Below are 24808 nucleotides of genomic sequence, written 5' to 3'. Positions count from 1 at the left end.
GCGCCCGCACCACGGCATGCTCGGGTTGGCTCCCAAATATCTGTCCTGGCTCTGGCAGGGCTTCCTGCTGACGCTCGGCCTCGCGGCCGCGTCGGCACTCGCCGCGACCGTCGGCGGGCTGCTGCTCGCCGTCATGCGGCATGCGCGCGGCACGGCGCCGCGCACGGCGGCGGCCGGCTACGTCGTCGCGTTCCGCAATACGCCGCTGCTCGTGCAATTGCTGTTCTGGTACTTCGGCGTCGCATCGTTGCTGCCCGGTACCTGGGTCGAGTGGCTGAACGCGCGCCATGAGCTGAGCGCGGGCCCGCTCACGCTCGCGTGGCCGTCGTTCGAGTTCATCGCCGGCTGGGTCGGGTTGAGCGCGTATACGGCCGCGTTCGTCGCCGAGGAATGTGAAGCTGGGCTGCGCGGCGTGCGCCGCGCGCAACACGACGCGGCTGCGGCGCTCGGCCTCACGCCGATGCAGTCGCTGCGCTACGTGGTGCTGCCGCAGGCCGTGCGCATCGCGCTGCCGCCGCTGTTCGGCCAATACATGAATCTCGTGAAGAACTCGTCGCTTGCGATGGCGATCGGCGTCGCGGAGCTGTCGTATGCGTCGCGGCAAGTCGAGACGGAGACGTTCAAGACCTTCGCCGCGTTCGGTGTCGCGACCGTGCTGTACGTCGCCGCGGTGGCCGCGATCGAGGCCGGCGCGTACGTGGCCACGCAATGGCGTGACCGGCTCGGGGCGGGGCGGTGACGATGGATTTCTCGCTGCTGCTCGACAACCTGCCGTACCTGCTCGTCGGCGCGTTTCCGGACGGCCCGCTCGGCGGCGCCGCGCTGTCGCTCGTGCTCGCGATCGCGTCGGCCATCGCGTCGGCGGTGCTGGGCGTGGCGCTCGGCGTCGCGATGGCGCTTGCGCGCGGCCCGCTGCGCGTGCTGCTGCTCGCGTTCATCGGCTTCTTCCGCGCGATTCCGGTGCTGATGCTGATCTTCTGGACGTACTTCCTGATGCCGATGCTGCTGCACCTGGACGTGCCGGGGCTCGCGACGGTCGTGTGCGCGCTGGCGCTGATCGGCGGTGCGTATCTCGCGCATGCGGTGCATGCGGGCATCGTCGCGGCCGGCGACGGGCAGTGGCAAGCCGGGCTGTCGCTCGGGCTCACGCGCTGGCAGACGGTGCGCTACGTGCTGCTGCCGCAGGCGATCCGGATCATGACGCCGTCGTTCGTCAATCAGTGGGTCGCGCTCGTGAAGGACACGTCGCTCGCGTATATCGTCGGCGTGCCGGAACTGTCGTTCGTCGCGACGCAGGTGAACAACCGGCTGATGGTGTATCCGGCACCGGTCTTCCTGTTCGTCGCGGCGCTTTATCTGGTGCTGTGCACGTCGCTCGACGGCGCGGCGCGCTGGCTGCTGACGCGCCGCCCGCGTGCGGCGCGCGTCGCGCAGGCGACGGCCGAACGCACGGAACCCGTGCGGTGACGGCGTGCCGCGTGCGACGCACGCGGCGCGTTCCCGGTGATGGAAGGTCGGTGTGATGCGGCGGGCCGCGTCGCCGCTGCTCGAGCGGCGACGGGCGTGATGGGCGTGACGGTGCTTCGGCGCGCAGCGTCAGGACGCGCTGTAGTGCGTATCGAAGACCGAGCGCAGCGTCGACGGGCCGGTCGCGAAGTCACCCCACAGCGGGCCGTCGCTCTGCGCGAACGCGAACGGCGACGTATTGATCGATGCGAGGCGGAAGCGCCATTGCGCCGCTTCCTGGCGGAACGCGGTGAGCTGCATGTCGGACAGCCCCGTCTGCGCGTTCGCGAGCGTGACGAGCGGATCGACCGGATCGTTCGCGACGCGCACTTCGAAGTGCAGGTGCGGGCCGGTGGCCGCACCGGTCATCCCGACCGAGCCGATGCGCTGGCCCTGTTTCACGGGTTCGCCCGTCTTCAGCCCGCGCGCATACGCGGACAGATGTGCGTAGTAGGTCGAATAGCCGTCCGCGTGATCGACGACCACGTAGCGGCCGTAGCCGCCCGGATCGGTTCCTACGAACGACACGACGCCGTCGGCCGCCGCATTGACGGGCGTGCCGGACGGCGCGGCGAGATCGACGCCCGTATGGAACGCCATTGCCTGCGACAGCGGGTGGATGCGCTCGCCGAAGAACGAGCTGATGCGGGTCCACTTCACCGGCATCGTGAACGCGGCGGCCTCGAGCGGTGCGCCGTCGAGCGTGTAGTACGCGCCGTGGTCGGCGCCCGGTGCGCGGAACCAGATCGCACCGAACGTGCGGCCTGCGACGCGTAGCTCGAGCGCGGTGAGGTGCGGCGTGCCGCTGTTCGTGTCGTACGCGATGCGGTAGTAGTCGCCGCGCTGCGCGCTGGCGCGCATCGCGACCTTGCCGGTGACGAGATCGCCGAGCTGGATGCGCACCTCGGGCGGCACGTCGAGACGGTTCAGCGTATCGGACAGCGTGAGTTCGATGTCGCCGGCGCGCATGCCGTGCTGGTTTTCGGGCGCCGCGTACTCGAACAGGCTCGTATAGCCGAGCATGTCGTTGCGGTGCGCGCTGAGCGGCGCGAACAGGCCCGGCTGCGGGTTGCGGTCGCTGCGTTCGTTGCGCTCGCCGAGCGTACGCGCGAGTTCACTTGTCACGAAATGCTGCGCGGTGGGAAACGGCGTGTCGGACAGCACGCGCTGCGGCAGTGCGGCCGTGCCCGAATCGACTGCGCCCGGCAGTTGCGAGACGGCCGGCAGCGCGGCGGCGAGACCGAAGGCGGCGAGGGCGCCAAGCACGGCGGCCGGCACGAGCGCGCGCACGAGGCGCTGCGCGCGGCCGGGCGCGAAAGCATCAGGGGTTGCGGCAGGCTTGACCAAAGGTGTCCACATCCAGGAAAGCGGTTCAAAGAGGTGTGGGCAGGAGCCATCGGCGGCGAATCCGTCGGGCGGCGACGGGGCGGGCGACGGGCGTGCAACAAAACAGGCCCCGGCGGGGCCTGTGTCGTTCCCGTTCGACCCAACTCGCGGGCGGGCCCGCTTCGAACGGCGGCGTGAACTTTCCGGGTCGCACCCGGATTATCACGAAGACGCTAAAGAAAGATGACAGCGACAGTCTACCGATGTTCCGCGAAACGTTAAAAATTTTAAAGAGGGTCGGCGCATTCGTTTCGCAGTGCGGTAAATCGGGGTTAAATCAGTATTTATTGCGTATCTTTCGTCAGGCAGGCAATTTTTGCGTGCGCACGCGCAGTGCGCCGGAGCGCCTGACCGCGTCGAAACCGGCGTCGAGCATCGCTTCCGCGTCGTTCCACAGATTGCCGCGCAAGCGGTTGGTCCAGATCATCGACGCGAACACGCCCTCGAGCAGCGACACGAGATAGACGGCCGCGAGATGCACGTCGAGATCGGCGGCGATTTCGCCGGCCGCGATCGCGCGGCGCAGCAGCGCCTTCGTGATGCGCAGCATCTGCAATTCGAGCAGCATGCGGCGCCGCAGCAGCGCACCGTTCTCCTCGCTCTGCTCGCACTTCGTGTAGAGGATCACGAGCACGCGCTGCATCGCGCCGGGCTCGCCGCATTGCCGCAGGTAATGCGACGCCGCGCGGCGCAGCGTGGCGAACGCGGGCAGGCTGTCGACTGCCTCGAACCCTTCCGACGTCCGCGCGAACGCGCGGTCGCACATCGCGAGACACACTTCCATCTTGTTGCGGTAGTGGCCGTACACGGCGCCCCGCGACATCCCGGCGGCCTCGGCGAGGTCCGCCATCGCGGTTTGCGCGACGCCTTTCTCGAGCAGCACGAGCTCGGCGGCGTCGAGGATCCGGTGCTTGATGGCGAGCGATTCTTCCCGGGTCTTGCGGGCCATGTCATGAATTTCCTTACAGTTCGCTGTCGCTTTATTGAGACAGTGGGGCGGCCGGATTGCATCCGCATGTATTTAATCAGTCGTGACTGATTATAATCGGCCACCCTGAGCCGCCGCATTGTATCGGCGGCGAACGATCCGAGGTCACCTATGAATGACAAACGCACCCTGGGGCGCCGCCTTCGGCTGGCGCCGTTCGCGCTCGCGGCCATGCTGGCCGTGGCCGGATGCGGAAAGGGCGGACAAGACAACGCGCCGGAGGCCATTCAGAGCGCGACGGTCGTGACGGTGCGTCCGACGCCCGTGCCGATGACCGTCGAATTGCCGGGCCGGCTCGACGCGTATCGGCAGGCGGAAGTGCGCGCGCGGGTCGCGGGCATCGTCACCGCGCGGACTTACGACGAAGGCCAGGAAGTGAAGCAGGGCGCGGTGCTGTTCCGCATCGATCCCGCGCCGCTGAAGGCCGCGCGCGACGCCGCGCAGGGCGCGCTCGCGAAGGCGCAGGCCGCCGCGCTCGCGGCGAGCGACAAGCGCCGCCGTTACGACGATCTCGTGCACGACCGCGCCGTCAGCGAGCGCGACCACACCGAGGCCGTCGCGGCCGACACGCAGGCGAAGGCCGAGGTTGCATCGGCGAAGGCCGAGCTCGCGCGCGCGCAATTGCAGCTCGACTACGCGACCGTCACCGCGCCGATCGCCGGCCGCGCACGGCGCGCGCTCGTGACGGAAGGCGCGCTCGTCGGCCAGGACCAGGCGACGCCGCTCACGACCGTCGAGCAGCTCGATCCGATCTACGTGAATTTCTCGCAGCCGGCGGCCGACGTCGATGCAATGCGCCGCGCGGTGAAGAGCGGGCGCGCGACGGGCATTGCGCAGCACGACGTCGCGGTGACGCTGCTGCGCGCCGACGGCACCGCGTATCCGCTGAAGGGCAAGCTGCTGTTCAGCGATCTCGCGGTCGATCCGACCACCGACACCGTCGCGATGCGCGCGCTGTTCCCGAATCCGGAGCGCGAGCTGCTGCCGGGCGCGTATGTGCGGATCGCGCTCGACACGGCCGTCGACCAGCGGGCGATCCTCGTGCCGCGCGACGCGCTGCTGCGCACGGCCGACCGCACGTCGGTGCGCGTCGTCGGTGCGAACGGCAAGGTGAAGGACGTCGAGGTCACGGCCGACCAGATGAGCGGCCGTGACTGGCGTATCACGCGCGGCCTCGCGGGCGGCGAGCGCGTGATCGTCGACGACGCCGCGCAGTTCGCGCCCGATACGGCCGTCAAGCCCGTCGAAAAGGCGCCGCCGTCGAAGGCGGCGCCGGCAGCGGCCGCATCGCACGCGGCCGCCCGTCAAACCTGACCGGTTCGAACCACCATGGCACGTTTCTTCATCGATCGCCCCGTCTTCGCGTGGGTGATCGCACTCTTCATCACGATGGGCGGCATGTTCGCGATTCGCGCGCTGCCGGTTGCGCAGTACCCGGACATCGCGCCGCCCGTCGTCAGCATCTATGCGACCTATCCGGGCGCGTCCGCGCAGGTCGTCGAGGAATCGGTGACCGCGCTGATCGAGCGCGAGATGAACGGCGCGCCGGGGCTGCTGTATACGTCGGCGACGAGCAGCGCCGGGGCGGCGTCGCTGTACCTGACGTTCAAGCAGGGCGTCAACGCCGATCTCGCGGCCGTCGAGGTGCAGAACCGGCTGAAGACGGTCGAGGCGCGGTTGCCCGAGCCGGTGCGGCGCGGCGGCATCCAGGTCGAGAAGGCTGCCGACAACATCCAGTTCGTCGTGTCGCTGACGTCCGACGATGGCCGGATGACCGACGTGCAGCTCGGCGAGTACGCGTCGGCGAACGTCGTGCAGGCGCTGCGCCGCGTGGACGGCGTCGGGCGCGTGCAGTTCTGGGGCGCTGAATATGCGATGCGGATCTGGCCCGACCCGGTGAAGATGGCCGGGCACCGCCTCACCGCATCGGATATCGCATCGGCCGTGCGTGCGCACAACGCGCGCGTGACGGTCGGCGACATCGGCCGCGGCGCGGTGCCGGACAGCGCGCCGATCGCGGCGACGGTGTTCGCCGACGCGCCGCTGAAGACGCCGGCCGATTTCGGCGCGATCGCGCTGCGCACGCAGCCGGACGGCTCCGCGCTCTACCTGCGCGACGTCGCGCGCATCGAATTCGGCGGCAACGACTACAACTATCCGTCGTACGTGAACGGCAAGGTCGCGACCGGGATGGGCATCAAGCTCGCGCCGGGCTCGAACGCGGTGTCCACCGAGAAGCGCGTGCGGGCGGCGATGGACGAGTTGTCCGCGTATTTCCCGCCGGGCGTGACCTACCAGATCCCGTACGAGACGTCGTCGTTCGTGCGCGTGTCGATGAACAAGGTCGTCACGACGCTGATCGAGGCCGGCGTGCTGGTGTTCCTCGTGATGTTCCTGTTCATGCAGAACCTGCGCGCGACGCTGATTCCCACGCTCGTCGTGCCGGTCGCGCTCGCGGGCACGTTCGGCGTGATGTATGCGGCCGGTTTCTCGATCAACGTGCTGACGATGTTCGGGATGGTGCTCGCGATCGGCATCCTCGTCGACGATGCGATCGTCGTCGTCGAGAATGTCGAGCGGCTGATGGTCGAGGAAGGGCTCGGCCCGTACGACGCGACGGTGAAGGCGATGCGGCAGATCAGCGGCGCGATCGTCGGCATCACGGTCGTGCTGACGTCGGTGTTCGTGCCGATGGCGTTCTTCGGCGGCGCGGTGGGCAACATCTACCGGCAGTTCGCGCTGTCGCTCGCGGTGTCGATCGGCTTCTCGGCGTTTCTCGCGCTGTCGCTGACACCCGCGCTGTGCGCGACGCTGCTCAAGCCGGTGTCCGGCGAGCATCACGAGAAGCGCGGCTTCTTCGGCTGGTTCAACCGCTTCGTCGCGCGTTCGACGCAGCGTTATGCGGCGCGCGTCGGCGCGATGCTGAAGAAGCCGCTGCGCTGGCTCGTCGTGTATGGCGCGCTGACCGCGGCCGCCGCGCTGATGCTCACGCAACTGCCGACCGCGTTCCTGCCCGACGAGGACCAGGGCAACTTCATGGTGATGGTGATCCGGCCGCAGGGCACGCCGCTCGCGGAAACGATGCAGAGCGTGCGCGAGGTCGAATCGTATATTCGTCACGACGAGCCGGCCGCGTACACGTTCGCGCTCGGCGGCTTCAACCTGTACGGCGAGGGGCCGAACGGCGGGATGATCTTCGTCACGCTGAAGAACTGGACGGCGCGCAAGGCCGGGCGCGATCACGTGCAGGCGATCGTCGCGCGCATCAACGAGCGCTTCGCGGGCACGGCGAACACCACGGTGTTCGCGATGAATTCGCCGGCGCTGCCCGATCTCGGTTCGACGAGCGGCTTCGACTTCCGGCTGCAGAACCGCGGCGGGCTCGACCATGCGGCGTTCAGCGCCGCGCGCGAGCAACTGCTGGCGGCGGGCGGCAAGGACGCGGCGCTCGCCGACCTGATGTTCGCCGGCACGCAGGACGCGCCGCAACTGAAGCTCGACATCGATCGCGCGAAGGCGTCGGCGCTCGGCGTGTCGATGGAGGAGATCAACACGACGCTCGCGGTGATGTTCGGCTCCGACTATATCGGCGACTTCATGCACGGCACGCAGGTGCGCCGTGTGGTCGTGCAGGCCGACGGGCTGCACCGGCTCGATCCGGACGACGTGAAGAAGCTGCGCGTGCGCAACGCGCGCGGCGAGATGGTGCCGCTCGCGGCGTTCGCGACGCTGCACTGGACGCTCGGGCCGCCGCAGCTCACGCGCTACAACGGCTATCCGTCGTTCACGATCAACGGCTCGGCCGCGCCCGGGCACAGCAGCGGCGAAGCGATGGCCGCGATCGAGCGGCTCGCCGCGAAGCTGCCGGCCGGCATCGGCCACGCGTGGTCGGGACAGTCGTTCGAGGAGCGGCTGTCGGGTGCGCAGGCGCCAATGCTGTTCGCGCTGTCGGTGCTCGTCGTGTTCCTCGCGCTCGCGGCGCTGTACGAGAGCTGGTCGATCCCGTTCGCAGTGATGCTGGTCGTGCCGCTCGGCGTGATCGGCGCGGTGCTCGGCGTCACGCTGCGCGCGATGCCGAACGACATCTATTTCAAGGTGGGGCTGATCGCGACGATCGGGTTGTCCGCGAAGAACGCGATCCTGATCGTCGAGGTCGCGAAGGATCTGGTCGCGCAGCGCATGTCGCTCGTCGACGCCGCGCTCGAGGCCGCGCGCCTGCGGTTGCGGCCGATCGTGATGACGTCGCTCGCGTTCGGCGTCGGCGTGCTGCCGCTCGCGTTCGCGTCGGGCGCCGCGTCCGGCGCGCAGATGGCGATCGGCACCGGCGTGCTCGGCGGCGTGATCACGGCGACGGTGCTCGCGGTGTTCCTCGTCCCGCTGTTTTTCGTGATCGTCGGCCGCCTGTTCGACGTCGGCCCGCGCCGGCGCGGCGGATCGCAGCCGGCGACGATGGAGGGTTCTCGATGATGTTTGCGTTGAATGCACGCGCCGCGCCAAGGGTTCAGCTCGCGCTGGCCGCCGCGCTCGCGCTCGCGGGCTGCTCGCTCGCGCCGCGTTACGAGCGGCCGGCGCCGCCGGTGCCGGCCAGCTATGCGCCGGTCGATGGCGGCACGCAGCAGGCGGTTGAAGCGGCTGCTGCTGCTGACGCTGCTGACGCCGCGCTGCTCGACGACTGGCATGCGTATTTCACCGATCCGGCGCTGCAGGCCTGGATCGACGCGGCGCTCGCGAACAACCGCGACCTGCGGATCGCGGCCGGCCGGCTCGACGAGGCGCGCGCGCTGTACGGCGTGCAGCGCGCGGACCTGATGCCGTCGGTCGACGCGAACCTCGGCTACGAACGCACGCGCCAGTACGATCCGGTCGTGCGCCAAAGCGCGATCAGCGGGCTGTATCGCGCGGGCGTCGGCATCAGCGCGTACGAGCTCGACCTGTTCGGCCGCGTGCGCAACCTGTCCGATGCGGCGCTCGCCGAGTATTTCGCGACGGCCGATGCGCAGCGCACGGTGCGCATCGGCGTGATTGCCGAAGTCGCCGGGGCGTACGTGTCGGAGCGATCGTTGCACGAGCAACTGGCGCTGGCACAGCGCACGCTCGACGCGCGCGAGCGTATCGCCGCGCTCACGCAGCGCCGCTACGCGGCCGGCACGAGCGACGCGATCGAGCTGCGGTCGGCCGAGATGCTGGTCGCGTCCGCGCGTGCGTCGCAGGCCGCGCTGCAGCGCCAACATGCGCAATCGGTGCGCGCGCTGCAATTGCTCACCGGCGATTTCGCGCGCAACGTGCCCGCCGACGGCACCGCGCTCGATACGCTCGTGATCGCGCCGGTGGCGCGCGGCGTGCCGAGCACGCTGCTCGAGCGGCGGCCGGACATCCGGCAGGCCGAGTCGCGGCTCAAGGCCGCGAACGCGCAGATCGGCGCCGCGCGCGCGGCGTTTTTCCCGCGCATTGCGCTGACGACCGACTACGGTTCGGTCAGCGACGCGTTCTCGAACCTGTTCGCGGGCGGCACGAGCGTGTGGACGTTCGCGCCGCGCATCACGCTGCCGATTTTCGCGGGCGGCCGCAATCGCGCGAATCTCGACGTCGCGAACGCGCGCAAGCACATCGCGGTCGCCGAGTACGAGAAAACCGTGCAGACCGCGTTCCGCGAAGTGGCCGACGCATTCGCCGCGCGCGACTGGATCGATCGCCAGCTCGCCGCGCAGCAGGACGTCTACGCGGCCGACGGCGCGCGGCTCAAACTCGCCGAGCGCCGCTACGCGGGCGGCGTCGCGACGTATCTCGAACTGCTCGACGCGCAGCGCAGCACGTACGAGTCCGGGCAGGAGCTGATCCGGCTCAAGGAGCTGAGGCTCGCGAATGCGATTGCGCTGTATCGCGCGCTGGGCGGCGGGTGGGCGGCGGCAGGGGCGTCCGTCGCGTGATGTCTTGGCCGGGGCCGGCCAGGTGGCGGCGCATTGCGAGGCGTCGACGCCGCCTCGGCCGGTGTTTCTGCCGACGGGCCACCGGCGGCGCTCGAGGATAAGTGCAAGCGCGCATCGTCGACCCCGTCTTTCCTCCAGGCTGTCGAGTCGAAGGGCCTCCTTCGACTCGACACGCATCCCGGCGGCCGATCGCGTTGCCACTGGCCTCCGATCATGCCGGACTTCCTCCTGTTTCGATTCCATCCAGTACCCCGAATGTCGTCTTGGCACACGGCTTGATACGCGGCCTTAATCCGGGCTTGACGATTGGATTGATTCGCGCATTCCGAATAATGCAGGGCGGCAAAGTGTCGCGGTAAAACGTTTGTATGGATTTGGCAATCGTTTGCGCAAGAAATTCAAGATGGTGAAAATCGCCTGTTAATTTCCTCTCGGTTGAAAATCGCCAATCATTTTCGTTGCACTCGGGCAACGATGGCGGGATTGGACAGAATTTTGTCATTTCGGCGCGGTTATCAGCCAAAGCCATGGCCAGCAAGGAAGTGCGGGGTGGCTGCAATTGCGAACGGGAAATTTCTTTAAATTTCAGACGGTTCCTGAAAATAGAAAAGGACTGCGGAAGAAAATATCCGGATTGAGGATTTTCGGGAAAGAGTCATTCGGAAGAACGTAAATCAAACATTGTCATGTTCGATTTGACAATGATTTACAAAATTCTTTCATTCTTATCTCGATAATGCCGCCTCGTGACGGACGGGAGCCAACCACACGCTGCCTTTTGTATCCGCCACGTCGTCCATTCCCTTTGCAATTCTCACGGAAAACGTCATGAAAAAATCCCTCCTGACCGCTGTCGCGCTCGCGGCCCTGTCCACCTCGGCCTTCGCAGAGGGCACCGGCACGATCAACTTCACGGGTGAGATCGTCGCGGGCGCATGCGGCATCGACTCGGGCTCGGTCAACCAGACCGTGAACCTCGGCAAGGTGCCGACCCATACGTTCAAGCAGGCCGGCGACAAGTCCACGCCGACCAACTTCGACATCAAGCTGACCGACTGCGACACCAGCATCGCCCAGAACGCGTACTTCACGTTCACGGGCACGTCGAGCGCCGGCCAGCCGAAGCTGCTCGCCACGATCGGCTCGGCAACCAACGTCGGCATCCGCCTGCAGGCCGCGTCGGGCGAATACCTCGACAACGGCGCCGAGCAGAAGGCACCGACCGTGCTGCAAAACGGCACCAACGTCGCGCGCTTCGCGGCGATGTACGAAGCCACGGCAGCCGGCGTGACGCCGGGTACCGCCGACGGCGTCGCGAACTTCACCGTCCGCTACCAGTAAGCGTTCATACCGGAGAAGGGGGGGTGCGCACCCTTTCTCCGTCTTCCTTGCCTTCCCGTTTCTTCTTACTCGGATTTCCGGTAGCGCCGCGTGCGAATCAGACATTCCTTCCTTTGCGTCTCCGTGCTGGTCGTCGGCAGCCAGAGCCATGCGACGGAATTCAATTCGTCGTTCCTCGACATCGACGGCACGAACAATGTCGACCTGTCGCAGTTCTCGCAGGCCGACTTCACGCTGCCGGGCGAGTACATGCTCGACGTGCAGGTCAACGACCTGTTCTACGGGCTGCAGGCGATCCGGTTCATCGCGCTCGACGCATCGGGCGCGGGCAAGCCGTGCCTGCCGCCGGAACTCGTCGCGCAGTTCGGGTTGAAGCCGTCGCTCGCGAAGGACCTGCCGCGCTTCCAGGGCGGGCGTTGCGTCGATCTCGGCGCGATCGAGGGCGCGACCGTGCGTTACCTGAAGAACGACGGACGACTGAAGATCACGATTCCGCAGGCCGCGCTCGAATTCACCGATTCGACCTACCTGCCGCCGGAGCGCTGGTCCGAAGGGATTCCGGGCGCGATGCTCGACTATCGCGTGATCGCGAACACGAACCGCAGCTTCGGTGCGGGCGGCGGACAGACGAATTCGATCCAGGCCTACGGAACGATCGGCGCGAACTGGGATGCATGGCGCTTTCGCGGCGACTACCAGGCCCAGTCGAACGTGGGCAACACGGCGTACGCGGATCGCACGTTCCGCTTCAGCCGGCTTTACGCGTTTCGCGCGCTGCCGTCGATCGAATCGACGGTGACGTTCGGCGACGACTACCTGAGCTCGGACATTTTCGACACGTTCGCGCTGACGGGCGCGTCGATCCGCAGCGACGACCGCATGCTGCCGCCGTCGCTGCGCGGCTATGCGCCGCTGATCGCGGGCGTCGCGCGCACCAATGCGACCGTGACCGTGTCGCAGGCAGGCCGCGTGCTGTACGTGACGCGCGTGTCGCCGGGCGCGTTCGCGCTGCAGAACATCAACACGAGCGTGCAGGGCACGCTCGACGTCGCAGTCGAGGAAGAGGACGGCAGCGTGCAGCGCTTCCAGGTGACGACGGCCGCCGTGCCGTTCCTCGCGCGCACCGGACAGCTGCGCTACAAGGCCGCCGTCGGCAAGCCGAGGCAGTTCGGCGGCGCCGGCATCACGCCGTTCTTCGGTTTCGGCGAGGCCGCGTACGGTTTGCCGTTCGACATCACGGTGTACGGCGGCTTCATCGCGGCTTCGGGCTATACGTCGATCGCACTCGGCGTCGGCCGTGATTTCGGCACGTTCGGCGCGGTATCGGCCGACGTCACGCATGCGCGCGCGCGCCTGTGGTGGAACGGTGCGACGCGCAACGGCAACTCGTACCGCATCAACTATTCGAAGCACTTCGACGGCCTCGACGCCGACGTGCGCTTCTTCGGCTATCGCTTCTCCGAACGCGAGTACACCAGCTTCGCGCAGTTCTCCGGCGACCCGACCGCGTACGGCCTTGCCAACAGCAAGCAGCGCTATTCGGCGACGATGTCGAAGCGCTTCGGCGACACGTCGACCTATTTCTCGTACGACCAGACGACCTACTGGGCCCGCGCGTCGGAGCAACGCGTCGGTCTCACGCTGACGCGCGCGTTCTCGGTCGGCGCATTGCGCAACCTGAACGTCAGCGTGTCGGCGTTCCGCACGCAAAGCGCGGGCGCGAGCGGCAACCAGTTCTCGGTGACCGCGACGCTGCCGATCGGCGGCCGCCACACCGTCACGTCGAACCTGACGACGGGCAGCGGCAGCACGAGCGTGAACGCGGGCTACATCTACGACGATCCTGCCGGCCGCACCTATCAGATCAACGCGGGCGCGACCGACGGCCGCGCGTCGGCGAACGCGAGCTTTCGCCAGCGCGCGTCGACGTACCAGCTGACCGCGCAGGCGTCGACGCTCGCCAACGCGTATGCGGCCGCGTCGCTCGAAGTCGACGGCTCGTTCGTCGCGACGCAGTACGGCGTGTCCGCGCACGCGAACGGCAACGCGGGCGATACGCGCCTGCTGGTATCGACCGACGGCGTGCCCGACGTGCCGCTGTCCGGCACGCTCACGCATACCGACTCGCGCGGCTATGCGGTGCTCGACGGGATCTCGCCGTACAACGTGTACGACGCGACCGTCAACGTCGAGAAGCTGCCGCTCGAAGTGCAGGTGTCGAACCCGATCCAGCGCATGGTGCTGACCGACGGCGCGATCGGTTTCGCGAAGTTCTCCGCCGCGCGCGGCAGCAACCTGTACCTGACGCTGACCGACGGGGCAGGCAAGCCGCTGCCGTTCGGCGCATCCGTGCAGGACGCGGCGAACGGCAAGGAACTCGGCATCGTCGGCGAGGCCGGTGCCGCGTTCCTGACCCAGGTGCAGCCGAAATCCGCACTCGTGGTGCGTGCCGGCGAACGCACGCTGTGCACGGTGGACGTGCTGCCGAACCAGCTCCAACTCGAAGGCACGCCGATTCCGGTGACGTGCCAGGCGCCCGGCGAGTCGCATGCAGCGGCCGCCCGGGTCGAACGATGATTTCACGGATGCCGCGATGAACCCTGCTTTCTCCCTTTCCTTCCCGCGACGCACGTCGTGCATGCTGGCCGCGGCCGGCGCGCTGCTCGCCGGCGTCGCGCACGCGGCGATCGTGCCGGACCGCACGCGCGTGATCTTCAACGAAGGCGAACAGGCCGCGATCGTCACGATCACCAACAAGAGCGCGACGTATCCGTATCTCGTGCAATCGTGGCTCGAGGACGCGAACGGCAACAAGATCACGTCGCCGCTGATGGTCGTGCCGCCGCTGCAGCGCGTCGAGGCGAACGAGCGCAACGTGCTGCGCATCGCGAAGCTGCCCGGCGCCGCGCTGCCGGCCGATCGCGAATCGGTGTTCTACCTGAACATCCGCGAAGTGCCGCCGAAGACCGATACGCCGAACACGCTGCAGATCGCGCTGCATACGCAGATGAAGCTGTTCTACCGGCCGAAGGGCGTGCAGCCCGCGCGCGACGAGGACTGGACGCTGCCGATGACGCTGCGGGTGGACACGGCCGCGCACCGGCTCGTGTTCGACAATCCGACGCCGTACCACGTGACGGTGGTCGACGTGACGGCGGGCGCGCAGAAGACGCCGGTGCCGATCGAGCCCGTGATGGTGAACCCGATGAGCACGGCCGACGTGCCGTTCAAGGCCGCGACGCCGTCGACGCTGTTCGTCACGCATATCGACGACTACGGCGGCCAGGTGGCGGTCGAATATGCGTGTGATGCGGGTGCTTGCAAGAGCGTGAAGCGATGAGCGGCGCCACGCATGAACGGCAATGGCCGGCGGCATGGTTGCGCTGGATCGTGCTCGCATTGCTGGCCGTGGCCGCGCAGCCCGCGTGGGCGTTGCGGTGCCTGACGAACAGCGGCGCGACTTCGCTGACCGAACCGATCGGCGGCGTTGCGTCGTATCCGACCGACGCGCCGGACGGATACGTGATCTGGGTGTCTCCGGTCCGCACGACGTCGGGGTATTGCTACAAGGACCTCGGGGACGCCGGCAGCCTGAAAGTCGTCGACAACATCTATTTCTATGCGAACCCGAATCGCACCAACCCGGCCGCGTGGGGGCTCGAGATCGGCATCCGCTACAAGGGTATCGACTATTTCGACAAGACGAGCAATCGCGGCGGCGGCGTGTTTACCGGGTATGCGGTGCCGCCGTGCAGCAAGTACGACTTTGATCGCGGGCGTTGTCAGCAGACCCGAATCAGCATCGACTACCAGGTCGTCGTGCGCAAGAAGGGCAACTGGGTCCAGCCGCCGAGCGATATCTACACGGTATTCCAGTTCGACGGCGAGTTCGGGCTGAATGCGTACAACCCGAGCTTCCAGTACCGGCTGAGCGGCCTGCGCAACCTCAAGCCGACGCCGTGCTTCGTCGACGTGCTCGTGACGCCCGAACCGGGCATCGTCAACTTCGGGCAGGTGCAGGCGATAGGTAACGGCTTCATGCCGACGGTGCCGCGCAAGCGGTTCTCGTTGTCATTGACCAAGAAATGCAACGTCGCGGTGCGGGTCGACGGGTATTTCGAAACGAGCTTTCCGGTGCAGAACGGCTTGCTGGTGCCGGCGAAGGACAGCAATTTCGGTATCGGCATCGAGGACAGCCAGGGCAAGGCCATTCCGTTCAATCAGCAGTTCACGCTGGCTCAGTTTGCGTCCAACGTGATGAATCAGAGCGTGTTGATGGACGCGGTGCTGAAATCGTTCGGTCCGCCGAAGATCGGGCGATTCGATGCGACCGCAACGATCCGGCTGTTCATCTACTGACGTTCGCGAGCGCACCACGCGCACGTCATGAAAAATGTGCCGGCATGCTGGCGCATTTTTTCAAAAGTGCTGCGCGATGCTCAACGCACCCGGCGGCACACCTTGTGATGGTGATGCTCGAAGTGGCACACCCGGTGCGGATGCGCTTCGGCGATGGCCGGCCGAGCACGGCATGGCGGCGTTCCCGTCGTGATCGTCGAGCCCTTTCGGCGCCGTGCAGCCTCCTTTCATGCGGAAAGCTTTCTTCGCGCCACCGATCCGTGGCATCCATCCCGTCCGCCGGAACGCCGATCCCTCTGATTGATCAGACAAATCCTGATAATCGGAAGGGGTATCCGGTAATGTGATTGAGAATGATTTGCGTTTACGTTAAATTGCGCTATCTCGGAATTAGACGGAGCAGATCGATGGCAATGGCGGAAGTGCTCGAACGACCGGCAGCGGCAACGGCGAACCCGTTCCTCGGCAGTTATCCGGACCTGCCGTCGCGCCGCGCGCCGCGTGCGCGTCGTGCCGCGGAGCCGCGCGCGCAGGGCGCGCTGCTCGACGTGCTGATTTCCCATCGCGCGATGCTCGTCAATATCGCGCGCGGCTTCGTCGGCTGCACGAGCCGCGCCGAGGACGTCGTGCACGACGTGTTCGTGAAGCTCGTCGAATTCCCGAACCAGGACGCGGTGCGCCAGCCGGTCGCGTACGTGACGCGGATGGTGCGCAACGCATCGATCGACGCGTGCCGCCGGCAAAGCCTCGAGAACGTCTACCACACGGAAGAGGACGACGGCTTCGACGTGCCGTCGCCGGAACCGACGCCCGAGGCCGCGCTGATGACGCGCGACACGCTGCGCCGGGTGTGGGCCGCGCTCGACGACCTGCCGGCGCGCAGCCGCGCGGCGTTCGAGATGGTGCGGCTGCGCGAGGAGACGCTGCAGACCGCGGCGCGCGCGCTGAACGTCTCGCAGACGCTGGTGCATTTCATGGTGCGCGACGCGGAGCGGCACTGCGCGGAGTGTCTCGATGCATGCCATCGCGGCGTCGCGTGCCCGGTGTTTCTCGGCGGCCGCGCGCGGCGCGGGTAAAAAATCGCGCCGGTCAATCGTCTTCAAGACAGGAGCGGCCGATTCGACAGTCCGCCGCTTCGCATCCTTCAACCGTCTCCCGCTTTCTTACGATCATGACGCAAGCCACGACGCCTTCCGCGGACACCGACGACCTCGTCTACACGGTCGTCATCAACGACGAAGAACAGTATTCGATCTGGCCGACGTTCCGGCCCGTGCCGGCCGGCTGGCGCGAGGTCGGCGTGCGCGGCCCGAAGGCCGACTGCCTCGCGCACATCGAGACCGTCTGGACCGACATGCGCCCCGCGAGCCTGCGCCGCGCGATGGACGGCGAACGCACGACGCGCGCGTCGTGACCCGCTGCGCCGCGCTTGCGGCGCGCCACCTGAAGAGGACGTTGCATGACCCTGCTTTCGTTGCCGACGCTCGACGACCTGCGTATCGAGCCGGGGCTGCCCACCGTCGTGTCGCCGCGCGGCACCGGCGGCATGTCGATCGACGAAGTCGCGCCGCTCGCGCATGCCATCGCGGCCGACACGCTCGAACGGGCGGGCGGTGTGCTGTTCACGGGCTTCCACGTGCCGTCGATCGATGCGTTCCAGCAGTTCGCGGCATCGTTCGGCGATCCGCTGATCGGCTATGAATACGCGTCGACGCCGCGCAGCCAGGTCGAGGGCGCCGTCTACACGTCGACCGAATACCCGCCGCACCGCGCGATTCCGCTGCACAACGAGCAGTCGTACACGCGCGAGTGGCCGCTGCGGATCTGGTTCCATTGCGCGCGCGCGGCGCCGAAGGGCGGTGCGACGCCGATCGCGGACAGCCGCGCCGTCCATCGCGCGCTCGATCCGGCGCTGGTCGCACGCTTCGAGCAGCGCGAGCTGCTGTACGTGCGCAACTTCGGCCAGGGGCTCGACCTGCCGTGGCAGCAGTCGTTCGGCACCGACGATCCCGCCGAGGTCGAGCGGATGTGCGCGGCGCGCGGGATCGAATGCACCTGGCGCACGGACGACGACGGCGAACTGCTGCTGCGCACGCGCGAACGCTGCCAGGCCGTTGCGCGTCATCCGCGCACCGGCGAGCGCGTGTGGTTCAACCAGGCGAACCTGTTTCACCTGTCCGCGCTCGACGACGACATGCAGGAAGCGCTCGTCGACGCGGTCGGGCTCGACAACGTGCCGCGCAACGTGTACTACGGCGACGGCGAGCCGCTCGAGGCCGATGCGCTCGCGGAAATTCGCGGCGTGCTCGACCGCCAGCGCATCGTGTTCCCGTGGCAGACGGGCGACGTGCTGATGCTCGACAACATGCTGACCGCGCATGCGCGCGACCCGTTCGACGGGCCGCGCAAGGTGGTCGTCGCGATGGCGCAGAGTTACACGGTCCCGCGCGCGACCGAACGGAGGACCGATGACGCGTAGTACCGCCGCGCTTGCCGCGCGCGGACTGACGGTGGGTTATCGCGACCATGTCGTGATCGACGGGCTGGACCTGTCGATCGCGGCCGGCCGCGTAACGGCGCTGTGCGGTCCGAACGGCTGCGGCAAGAGCACGCTGCTGCGCACGCTCGCGGGCCTGCAGCCCGCGCGTGCGGGCCACATCGACGTGAACGGCAAGCCGCTCGCATCGTTTCGCCGTCGCGCGCTCGCGCGCGAACTCACGATGCTCGCGCAGTTCAACCAGATCCCGTCGGGGCTGACCGTGCGCGAGCTCGTCGCGTACGGACGCTATGCCTATGGCGGCTTCCTGCGCGGGCTGTCGCGCGCCGACCATGCGGCGATCGACGAGGCGCTCGACACGAGCGGCCTTGCCGGCGACGCCGAGCGTGACGTCGGCGCGCTGTCGGGCGGCGAGCGCCAGCGTGCGTGGATCGCGATGGCGCTCGCACAGCAGGCGCCGATCGTGCTGCTCGACGAGCCGACGACCTATCTCGACATCCATCACCAGCTCGACATCCTCGACGCGCTGCGCGCGCTGAACCGCGCGCGCGGGCTGACGATCGTGTGGGTGTTGCACGACCTGAACCAGGCGGCCGCGTACAGCGACGAAATCGTGCTGATGCGTGCCGGCCGCCTCATCGCGCACGGTTCGCCCGACGCGATGCTGGAGCCGGCGCGGCTGCGCGCGGCATTCGGCGTCGACATGCTGAAGCTCGCGCATCCGCGGACGGGCGCGCCGATGTGCGTGCCGGCCTACGGGCCGCCGGCGTCCGGCCCTGCATCCGGCACGCCGCACGCGGCCGGCGCGTTCGACAGGGATCTCGCCGTATGACGACGTTCGCGTTGCGCAAGCGGCTCGCGGCGAGCGGGCAGCGCACGGCATCCGGCCGCCGCGCCGGTGCGATCGCGCTCGGCCTCGTCGTGCTGATCGCCGTGCTGGCGGTGCTGCGCGTCGCGCCGGACCTGCGCGCGTGGTGGAACGCGGTGCCGGGCAGCGACGCCGCTGTGCTCGCGGGCGTGTTCCTGTTCGACCTCAACCTGCCGCGCGTCGCGGCTGCGCTCGTCGCTGGCGGCTGTCTCGGCATCGCCGGTGCGCTGTTCCAGTCGCTCACGCGCAACCCGCTCGCATCGCCCGACCTGCTCGGCGTGACGGGCGGCGCACAGCTCGGGCTGCTCGCGGCGATGCTGGTGCCGGCGCTCGCCGGGGTCGCATCGGTGCCGCTGCTGTTCGTCTGCGGGCTGATCGCCGCCGCGTGCGCGATCGTCGCGGCCGGCGGCTGGCGCGCGACGCCGCTGCGGCTCGTGCTCGCGGGCAGCGTCTGCATGCTGCTGTTCGCGGCGCTGTCGACGCTGGTGCTCGCGTTCTTCGAGCAGAACATCGCGGGCGCCGCGCTGTGGACCAACGGCAGTCTCTATCAACCGGGCGCGACCGGGCTCGCGCTCGCCGCGCGCTGGCTCGTCGTGCCGCTGCTTGCGCTGCCGTTCGTCGTTCGACCGCTGAATCCGCTCGCGCTCGGCGACGAGGCGGCTGCCGCGGCCGGCGTGCGCGTCGACGCGACGCGGCTCGCCGCGACGATCGTCGCGGTCGCGTTCACGAGCGTGGCCGTCAGCATCGCGGGCCCGCTGTCGTATGTCGGGCTCGTCGCGCCGAACCTGCTGCGCCAGGTGCGCGGTGCCCGGGTGGCGCGGCTCGGCGTGCTGGTGCCGCTGTCGGCGCTCGCGGGCGGTGCGCTCGTGCTGGTCACCGACAGCGCGGTGCTCGCGTCGGGCCTCGACGCGACGCTGTCGACCGGCGTCGCGATCGCGCTGGTCGGCACGCCGCTGATGCTCGCGATGATCCGGCGCGGCGCGGCATGGTCGGGCGTGCTGCACGCGCCGGCCGAACGCGCGGCCGGCAGCGGCTCGACGCGTGTGGTCGGCTGGCTCGAACGGCTCGGCTGGCCGCTGCGCACCGTGCTGTTCGTCGCGGGCGGCCTGCTCGTGGTGTTCGCCGGCGTGTCGGCCGGCCCCGAATGGCTGTCGCCCGCGCGCTGGTCGGCCGCGCTGTCGGGCCATGATGCGCTCGCGCGCATGCTGATCGACCTGCGCATGCCGCGGCTGCTGTGCGCGCTCCTCGCGGGCGCGCTGCTGGCCGTGAGCGGCGTCGCGATGCAGAGCGTCGTGCGCAATCCGCTCGCGGGCCCCGAAGTGCTCGGTGTCACGCAGGGTGCGGGGCTCGTCACGCTGTTCGCATTGTCGACGTGGCCGCTGATGGGCCACGTGACGCTCGCCGTGGTCGCCTTGACCGGCGGGGCGCTGTCGCTCGCGATCACGCTCGCGCTGAATCACCGGCATCGTTATGCACCGCTCGCGGTGGCGCTGACAGGCATCGTGATCGGCGCGCTGTGGACCACGCTCGCGCAATGGCTGATCACGCAGGAAAGCGTGCAGCCCGCGCGCTTCGTCGTCTGGCTCGTCGGCGGCACCTACGGCCGCAGCTGGGGCGAGGTGTCGATGCTGCTGCCGTGGTGCGTGCTCGCGATACCCGTGTTCGCATGGCTCGCGCGGCCGCTCGACATGCTCGCGCTCGGCGACGACCAGGCGGCCGCGCTCGGCCTGCCGGTCGCCGCGTTGCGGCCGCTCGCGCTGACGATCGCGACGCTCGCCGCCTGCGCGGCCGTCGCGGCGGTCGGACCGGTCGGCTTCATCGGACTGATGGCGCCGCACGTCGCGACGATGCTCGGCGCACGCCGGCATCGCACGCGTCTGTGGCTCGCGGCCGCGTGCGGCGCGCTGATCCTCGGCCTGGCCGATCTGGCCGCCCGCACGGTCGTTGCGCCGCGCGAAGTGCCGGCCGGCGTGCTGACCGCGCTGATCGGCGCACCGTACCTGCTCGGACTGCTGATCCTCGAGGGGCGCCGCGCCCGGCGCGCGGGGCGATGACGCCGGCGCTCGACGGCGCATGCGCCACGCGCTTTTCCGCGTTCGCGCCCGAACCGTTTGCCGAGCATCTCGACGTCGTGTGGCTCGGGATGCCCGACGACACGCAAGCGCCGGGCCGGGTCGTCGTGCCGGTCAGCGCGCTGCCCGATTACCGCGAGGCCGTGCTCGACGCGATGGTCCGCCATTACGGCGGCGATCCGGCGCAGCATGCGCGCGCGCTGATGTCGCAATGGAGCAAGTACTACTTCGGCCGCGCGGCGCCTGCCGGCGTGGTCGCCGCGCTGACGCTCGGCCGGCCGCTCGACATGGCGCCGGAACGCACGTTCGTCGCGCTCGACGACGGGATGCCGGCCGCACTGTATTTCGCACCGGACGCGCTCGGCGCGCCGTGCGCCGATCCCGCGCCGCGCTATGCGGGGCTCGTCGCACATCTCGGCGCGGTGATCGACCTGCTCGCGGCGATGGGCCGCGTCACGCCGCGCGTGCTGTGGAGCAACGCGGGCAACCTGCTCGACTATCTGCTCGGCACGTACCGGTCACTGCCATGCGCGGCGGATCCCGTTCGCGACGCCGACTGGCTGTTCGGCGCATCCTACGTCCAGGGCGAGCCGAATCCGCTGCGCCTGCCGGTGCGCGACGCCGTGCCGCGCTCGCCGCTGCTGCCGACGCCGTTTCGCGCGCGCCGCGTGTGCTGCCTGCGCTATGAAATTCCTGGAGAAACGCAACTGTGTGGAAGCTGCCCCCTGCTATTGACGATGGACGACGCGGCGCTCGCCGAGCAGGACGCGATCCGGTGACGCATGCCGGCCGCCGCCAGGCGCTCGGCGCACTGGCCGCGCTCGGCGCCGCGTGCTGCGGCGCGCTGGTTGGCCCGGCCGTTGCGGTCGCCGACGACGCGCGCGGCGGGCAGGGCAGCAGCACGGCTTCGCCACCGGGCCGCTCGCTCGCGGGCAATCCCGTCATATCGCAGGCGAGTGCAACGATGCCGGTGCGGCCGCAGCGCGTGGTCGCGCTCGACTTCATGTTCGCGGAAAGCGTGATCGCGCTCGACATCGTGCCGGTCGGCATGGCCGATACCGCGTTCTATCCGGGCTGGCTCGGCTACGAGAGCGACCGGCTCGCGCACGTGACCGACATCGGCTCGCGGCAGGAGCCGGGGCTCGAGGCGATCGCCGCGGTGAAGCCCGATCTCATCATCGGCGTCGGCTTCCGGCATGCGCCGATCTTCGCCGCGCTCGACCGGATCGCGCCGACGATCCTGTTCCAGTTCAGCCCGAACGTGTCCGAAGACGGCGTGCCCGTCACGCAGCTCGACTGGATGCGGCAGATCTTCCGGACGATTGGCACGGTCACCGGACGCGATGCGCGCGCGAAGGCGGTCGACGCGCAACTGGACGCGGGCATCGCGCGCAATGCGTCGCGGCTCAAGGCGGCCGGGCGCAGCGGCGAACGCATCGCGCTGCTGCAGGATCTCGGGCTGCCCGACCGTTACTGGGCCTATACGGGCAACAGCACGTCGGCGGGCCTCGCACGCGCGCTGGGGCTCGATCCGTGGCCGAGGAAGCCGACCCGGGAAGGCACGCTGTACGTGACGTCCGCCGACTTGCTCAGGCAACGCGATCTCGCCGTGCTGTTCGTCACCGCGACGGGGATGGACGTGCCGCTGTCCACGAAGCTCGATTCGCCGGTGTGGCGTTTCGTGCCCGCGCTGCGCGAACGCCGGATCGCGCTCATCGAGCGGAATATCTGGGGGTTCGGCGGGCCGATGTCGGCGCTCAAACTGGCCGACGTGATGACCGATACGATGCTGAAGCTGCCGGCCGTGCGCTGAACCGGCAGATCCTCGCGAGCGGGCGGGGCAGCGCGGTCGGGAGCCGGGTTGCCGTCCGCGTGCCGCGCGAACGGGACGCCGCATTCCGGTGGCGTCACGCGTACGCAGGTACGCCGAACGACGTTTCCTTCCGGCTTTTCCGAATCCTTCCCAATCCTTCCCAATCCTTCCCAATCCTTCCCAATCCTTCCCAATCCTTCCGATCCTTCCGATCCTTCCGATCCTCCGAACCGAGCACCGCCTGCGCGCCGCAATCGCCGCGCGCGGGCGGCCGGTGTACGCACGTGCCTACGCGCTCAGCGCGTCGGCACCATCCCGTGCGCGTGACCGCGCGGGCGTCGTGTCGCTGACGATCTGCCCGTTGTCGAGTTTCAGCAGGCGATCGGCGAGATCGAAATAGCGGTCGTCGTGCGTGATCACGATCACGGCCTTGCCGCGCGCGCGCAGTTCGGGCAGCAGCTGCTCGTAGAACACGGCCTTGAACGACGGATCCTGGTCGGCCGCCCATTCGTCGAACAGGTAGAACGGGCGGTCCTCCAGGTACGCGACGACGAGCGCGAGCCGCTTGCGCTGCCCGGTCGACAGCGCGCGGTTCGAGAACGCGCCGTCGACGACCTTCACCTTGTGGTCGAGCGCGAGCTTCGCGACCAGCGCGTTCGCGCGCGCATCGGCCTGCGCACGCGCCGGATCGTCCGGATCGACGATGCCGAGCAGTGCGTCGAACAGGTGGAAGTCGTTGAACACCGCGCTGAAGCGCTGCCGGTACGCGGCGCGCTCGCGCCAGCCGATCGTCCGGCCGTCGGCCTCGATCGTGCCTTCCTCCGGCTCGTAGAGCCCGGTCAGCACCTTCGCGAGCGTGGTCTTGCCGCTGCCGTTGCCGCCGACGATGAACACGAGCTCGCCCGGCCGGATCGTCAGGTCGATCGGCCCGATCCGGAACATCCGTTCGTCGCGCTCGTGGAAATACGCATGCGTGACGCCGCGCAGCGTGACGGCGCCGGCCGGCGGCACGTCGAGCGCGTCGCTGGCGGGCGGCACCGTGCGCAGTGCGCCGAACTCGGCCATCACGCCTTCGATCCGCCCGAGCGACACGCGCGCCGCATTGACGGTCGGCAGGTTGTTCAGCAGTCCGTCGAGCGGCACCAGCATGAACAGGAACACGACGACGTAGCCGGCTGCCGTGCTTGCATCGGCGTGCACGCCCAACTGCGGCCAGAACGCGGCCGCGCCGAGGAACACGTAGAACAGGAAGATGATCCAGCCGACGCCGACCGCATACGCGCTGAACGCGCGGCGGCGGTGATCGCGCACCTCGCCGATGGCGGCGCCGAGCTGGCCGTCGACGAACTGGCGTGCGCGCGCGTCATGCAGCTTCAGTTCCTTCGCGCCGGAGAACAGCGAGCCGAGATAGCCGAACAGGCGGTCCTGCGCCTGGCCGGCTGCTTCGAGCGACGCGATCGCGCGGCGATCGCCGGTGTGATAGCCGAGCGAGCCCGCGATGATCGCGGTCAGCGCGAGCAGGCACACGGGCCACGACAGCCACGCGAGATAGCCGAGGCAGCCGAACACGATCGAGCCGTGCATCACCAGGTTCGGCAGCGCGAAGAACAGCATCGACACGTTGGTCGCGTCGTCGGTCAGCACCGACTGCACGGGCGCCGCGCCGATCCGCTCGATGTCGCGCAGCTCGGCCGCGCCGACGCGCCGCGCGAGATGCACGCGCAGCCGCGCCATCGTGTCCTGCGACAGCCGGGCGAACAGCGTGCCCGACACGATCCGGGTGACGAGCGCGATCACCGCGCACAGCGCGAAGCGCCATGCAAGCGACGCGTCGGCCGCGCCGGGTTGCGCGAGCGCGCGGTTCAGCGTCGCGACGAGCAGCACGCTCGCGACACCGTTGAGCACGCAGGCGACGAGCGCCAGCGCGAGCGATGCGCGGCTTTCGCGCAGCAACGCGAGGATCAGGCGGGCCGCGGGGCGGCCGGGGGAGGCGTCGAGGGACGGCGGGGAAGAAGGCTCGTGGGCGGCTGTCATCGGCAACGTCGGTAAAT

The 24808-nt window shown here is 68.8% G+C and carries 19 protein-coding genes and 1 pseudogene; 16 read left to right on the top strand and 4 right to left on the bottom strand.

Annotated elements, in window-relative coordinates; all coding sequences use genetic code 11:
* Nucleotides 1-16: 16 nt before the first annotated feature.
* A complete protein-coding gene (locus DIE22_RS06565; RefSeq protein ID WP_124497531.1) occupies nt 17-739 on the top strand; it encodes an amino acid ABC transporter permease in 723 nt (240 codons plus the stop codon).
* Nucleotides 740-741: 2 nt separating this feature from the next.
* On the top strand, nt 742-1467 hold the full coding sequence (locus DIE22_RS06560; RefSeq protein ID WP_124497532.1) for an amino acid ABC transporter permease: 726 nt from the start codon (nt 742-744) through the stop codon (nt 1465-1467).
* A 129-nt stretch (nt 1468-1596) separates the two neighbouring features.
* Here the strand turns inward: DIE22_RS06560 and DIE22_RS06555 are convergent, their stop codons facing one another.
* The gene (locus DIE22_RS06555; RefSeq protein ID WP_124497533.1) at nt 1597-2865 is read right to left on the bottom strand and encodes a M23 family metallopeptidase; all 1269 of its coding nucleotides are present in this window, start codon (nt 2863-2865) and stop codon (nt 1597-1599) included.
* Nucleotides 2866-3193: 328 nt separating this feature from the next.
* Nucleotides 3194-3841 carry a TetR family transcriptional regulator gene (locus DIE22_RS06550; protein ID WP_124604761.1) on the bottom strand — a complete coding sequence of 216 codons (648 nt, stop codon included), beginning with the start codon at nt 3839-3841 and terminating at the stop codon, nt 3194-3196.
* A gap of 150 nt (nt 3842-3991) precedes the next feature.
* On the opposite strand from DIE22_RS06550, the gene DIE22_RS06545 reads away from it, so the two are divergent.
* The 7 genes from DIE22_RS06545 (at nt 3992) to DIE22_RS06515 (ending at nt 15507) form a co-directional block, all read left to right on the top strand.
* The gene (locus tag DIE22_RS06545; RefSeq protein ID WP_124604760.1) at nt 3992-5194 is read left to right on the top strand and encodes a MexX/AxyX family multidrug efflux RND transporter periplasmic adaptor subunit; all 1203 of its coding nucleotides are present in this window, start codon (nt 3992-3994) and stop codon (nt 5192-5194) included.
* Nucleotides 5195-5209: 15 nt separating this feature from the next.
* Nucleotides 5210-8347, top strand: a complete 3138-nt coding sequence (locus DIE22_RS06540) for a multidrug efflux RND transporter permease subunit (protein ID WP_124604759.1) — start codon at nt 5210-5212, stop codon at nt 8345-8347.
* Nucleotides 8347-9807, top strand: a complete 1461-nt coding sequence (locus tag DIE22_RS06535) for an efflux transporter outer membrane subunit (RefSeq protein WP_124497621.1) — start codon at nt 8347-8349, stop codon at nt 9805-9807. Before DIE22_RS06540 ends, DIE22_RS06535 begins: the two co-directional genes overlap by 1 nt.
* A gap of 828 nt (nt 9808-10635) precedes the next feature.
* Nucleotides 10636-11148: a fimbrial protein gene (locus tag DIE22_RS06530; protein WP_124497537.1), complete on the top strand. Its 513-nt coding sequence runs from the start codon at nt 10636-10638 to the stop codon at nt 11146-11148.
* A gap of 123 nt (nt 11149-11271) precedes the next feature.
* Nucleotides 11272-13725, top strand: coding sequence for a fimbria/pilus outer membrane usher protein (locus DIE22_RS06525; RefSeq protein WP_124604796.1), 2454 nt, complete (start codon nt 11272-11274; stop codon nt 13723-13725).
* 16 nt (nt 13726-13741) lie between these two features.
* Nucleotides 13742-14488 carry a molecular chaperone gene (locus DIE22_RS06520; RefSeq protein ID WP_124604758.1) on the top strand — a complete coding sequence of 249 codons (747 nt, stop codon included), beginning with the start codon at nt 13742-13744 and terminating at the stop codon, nt 14486-14488.
* The gene (locus DIE22_RS06515) at nt 14485-15507 is read left to right on the top strand and encodes a fimbrial protein (RefSeq protein WP_124604757.1); all 1023 of its coding nucleotides are present in this window, start codon (nt 14485-14487) and stop codon (nt 15505-15507) included. The genes DIE22_RS06520 and DIE22_RS06515 overlap by 4 nt, the downstream gene beginning before the upstream one ends.
* Nucleotides 15508-15587: 80 nt before the next feature.
* Here the strand turns inward: DIE22_RS06515 and DIE22_RS38670 are convergent.
* A pseudogene (locus DIE22_RS38670) lies at nt 15588-15668 on the bottom strand (HHHH-motif protein); the annotation flags it as partial.
* A gap of 246 nt (nt 15669-15914) precedes the next feature.
* On the opposite strand from DIE22_RS38670, the gene DIE22_RS06510 reads away from it, so the two are divergent.
* The 7 genes from DIE22_RS06510 (at nt 15915) to DIE22_RS06480 (ending at nt 22757) form a co-directional block, all read left to right on the top strand.
* Nucleotides 15915-16583 (top strand): RNA polymerase factor sigma-70, encoded by a 669-nt coding sequence (locus DIE22_RS06510; RefSeq protein ID WP_124497540.1) that lies wholly within the window; start codon nt 15915-15917, stop codon nt 16581-16583.
* Nucleotides 16584-16678: 95 nt separating this feature from the next.
* Nucleotides 16679-16921, top strand: coding sequence for an MbtH family protein (locus DIE22_RS06505; RefSeq protein WP_124497541.1), 243 nt, complete (start codon nt 16679-16681; stop codon nt 16919-16921).
* Nucleotides 16922-16966: 45 nt separating this feature from the next.
* Nucleotides 16967-17986: a TauD/TfdA family dioxygenase gene (locus tag DIE22_RS06500; protein WP_124497542.1), complete on the top strand. Its 1020-nt coding sequence runs from the start codon at nt 16967-16969 to the stop codon at nt 17984-17986.
* Nucleotides 17976-18836 carry an ABC transporter ATP-binding protein gene (locus DIE22_RS06495; protein WP_124497543.1) on the top strand — a complete coding sequence of 287 codons (861 nt, stop codon included), beginning with the start codon at nt 17976-17978 and terminating at the stop codon, nt 18834-18836. Before DIE22_RS06500 ends, DIE22_RS06495 begins: the two co-directional genes overlap by 11 nt.
* A complete protein-coding gene (gene fhuB, locus DIE22_RS06490; protein WP_124604756.1) occupies nt 18833-20926 on the top strand; it encodes a Fe(3+)-hydroxamate ABC transporter permease FhuB in 2094 nt (697 codons plus the stop codon). The genes DIE22_RS06495 and fhuB overlap by 4 nt, the downstream gene beginning before the upstream one ends.
* Entirely contained in the window at nt 20923-21723 is an 801-nt protein-coding gene (gene fhuF / locus DIE22_RS06485; protein ID WP_124604755.1) for a siderophore-iron reductase FhuF, read from the top strand. The genes fhuB and fhuF overlap by 4 nt, the downstream gene beginning before the upstream one ends.
* Nucleotides 21720-22757 carry an ABC transporter substrate-binding protein gene (locus tag DIE22_RS06480; protein WP_124604754.1) on the top strand — a complete coding sequence of 346 codons (1038 nt, stop codon included), beginning with the start codon at nt 21720-21722 and terminating at the stop codon, nt 22755-22757. Before fhuF ends, DIE22_RS06480 begins: the two co-directional genes overlap by 4 nt.
* A 288-nt stretch (nt 22758-23045) precedes the next feature.
* Here DIE22_RS06480 and DIE22_RS06475 read toward each other — a convergent pair whose 3' ends face one another.
* Nucleotides 23046-24791 carry a cyclic peptide export ABC transporter gene (locus tag DIE22_RS06475; RefSeq protein ID WP_124604753.1) on the bottom strand — a complete coding sequence of 582 codons (1746 nt, stop codon included), beginning with the start codon at nt 24789-24791 and terminating at the stop codon, nt 23046-23048.
* Between the last annotated feature and the right edge of the window lie 17 nt (nt 24792-24808).

It is taken from the genome of Burkholderia sp. Bp9142 (genome assembly GCF_003853415.1).
Classification (GTDB): domain Bacteria; phylum Pseudomonadota; class Gammaproteobacteria; order Burkholderiales; family Burkholderiaceae; genus Burkholderia.
The sequence above is the reverse complement of the archived record's forward strand: the minus strand, read 5'-3'. Positions and strand labels throughout refer to the sequence as shown.

What these genes read in the sequence shown, in the direction of transcription:
- DIE22_RS06500 (WP_124497542.1), top strand. Translation starts at nt 16,967, where the DNA reads ATGACCCTGCTTTCGTTGCCGACGCTCGACGACCTGCGTATCGAGCCG.
- DIE22_RS06555 (WP_124497533.1), bottom strand. Translation starts at nt 2,865, where the DNA reads ATGTGGACACCTTTGGTCAAGCCTGCCGCAACCCCTGATGCTTTCGCG.
- DIE22_RS06540 (WP_124604759.1), top strand. Translation starts at nt 5,210, where the DNA reads ATGGCACGTTTCTTCATCGATCGCCCCGTCTTCGCGTGGGTGATCGCA.
- DIE22_RS06510 (WP_124497540.1), top strand. Translation starts at nt 15,915, where the DNA reads ATGGCAATGGCGGAAGTGCTCGAACGACCGGCAGCGGCAACGGCGAAC.
- DIE22_RS06475 (WP_124604753.1), bottom strand. Translation starts at nt 24,791, where the DNA reads ATGACAGCCGCCCACGAGCCTTCTTCCCCGCCGTCCCTCGACGCCTCC.
- DIE22_RS06560 (WP_124497532.1), top strand. Translation starts at nt 742, where the DNA reads ATGGATTTCTCGCTGCTGCTCGACAACCTGCCGTACCTGCTCGTCGGC.
- DIE22_RS06495 (WP_124497543.1), top strand. Translation starts at nt 17,976, where the DNA reads ATGACGCGTAGTACCGCCGCGCTTGCCGCGCGCGGACTGACGGTGGGT.
- DIE22_RS06565 (WP_124497531.1), top strand. Translation starts at nt 17, where the DNA reads ATGCTCGGGTTGGCTCCCAAATATCTGTCCTGGCTCTGGCAGGGCTTC.
- DIE22_RS06535 (WP_124497621.1), top strand. Translation starts at nt 8,347, where the DNA reads ATGTTTGCGTTGAATGCACGCGCCGCGCCAAGGGTTCAGCTCGCGCTG.
- DIE22_RS06550 (WP_124604761.1), bottom strand. Translation starts at nt 3,841, where the DNA reads ATGGCCCGCAAGACCCGGGAAGAATCGCTCGCCATCAAGCACCGGATC.
- fhuF (WP_124604755.1), top strand. Translation starts at nt 20,923, where the DNA reads ATGACGCCGGCGCTCGACGGCGCATGCGCCACGCGCTTTTCCGCGTTC.
- DIE22_RS06520 (WP_124604758.1), top strand. Translation starts at nt 13,742, where the DNA reads ATGAACCCTGCTTTCTCCCTTTCCTTCCCGCGACGCACGTCGTGCATG.
- DIE22_RS06515 (WP_124604757.1), top strand. Translation starts at nt 14,485, where the DNA reads ATGAGCGGCGCCACGCATGAACGGCAATGGCCGGCGGCATGGTTGCGC.
- DIE22_RS06530 (WP_124497537.1), top strand. Translation starts at nt 10,636, where the DNA reads ATGAAAAAATCCCTCCTGACCGCTGTCGCGCTCGCGGCCCTGTCCACC.
- DIE22_RS06505 (WP_124497541.1), top strand. Translation starts at nt 16,679, where the DNA reads ATGACGCAAGCCACGACGCCTTCCGCGGACACCGACGACCTCGTCTAC.
- DIE22_RS06545 (WP_124604760.1), top strand. Translation starts at nt 3,992, where the DNA reads ATGAATGACAAACGCACCCTGGGGCGCCGCCTTCGGCTGGCGCCGTTC.
- fhuB (WP_124604756.1), top strand. Translation starts at nt 18,833, where the DNA reads ATGACGACGTTCGCGTTGCGCAAGCGGCTCGCGGCGAGCGGGCAGCGC.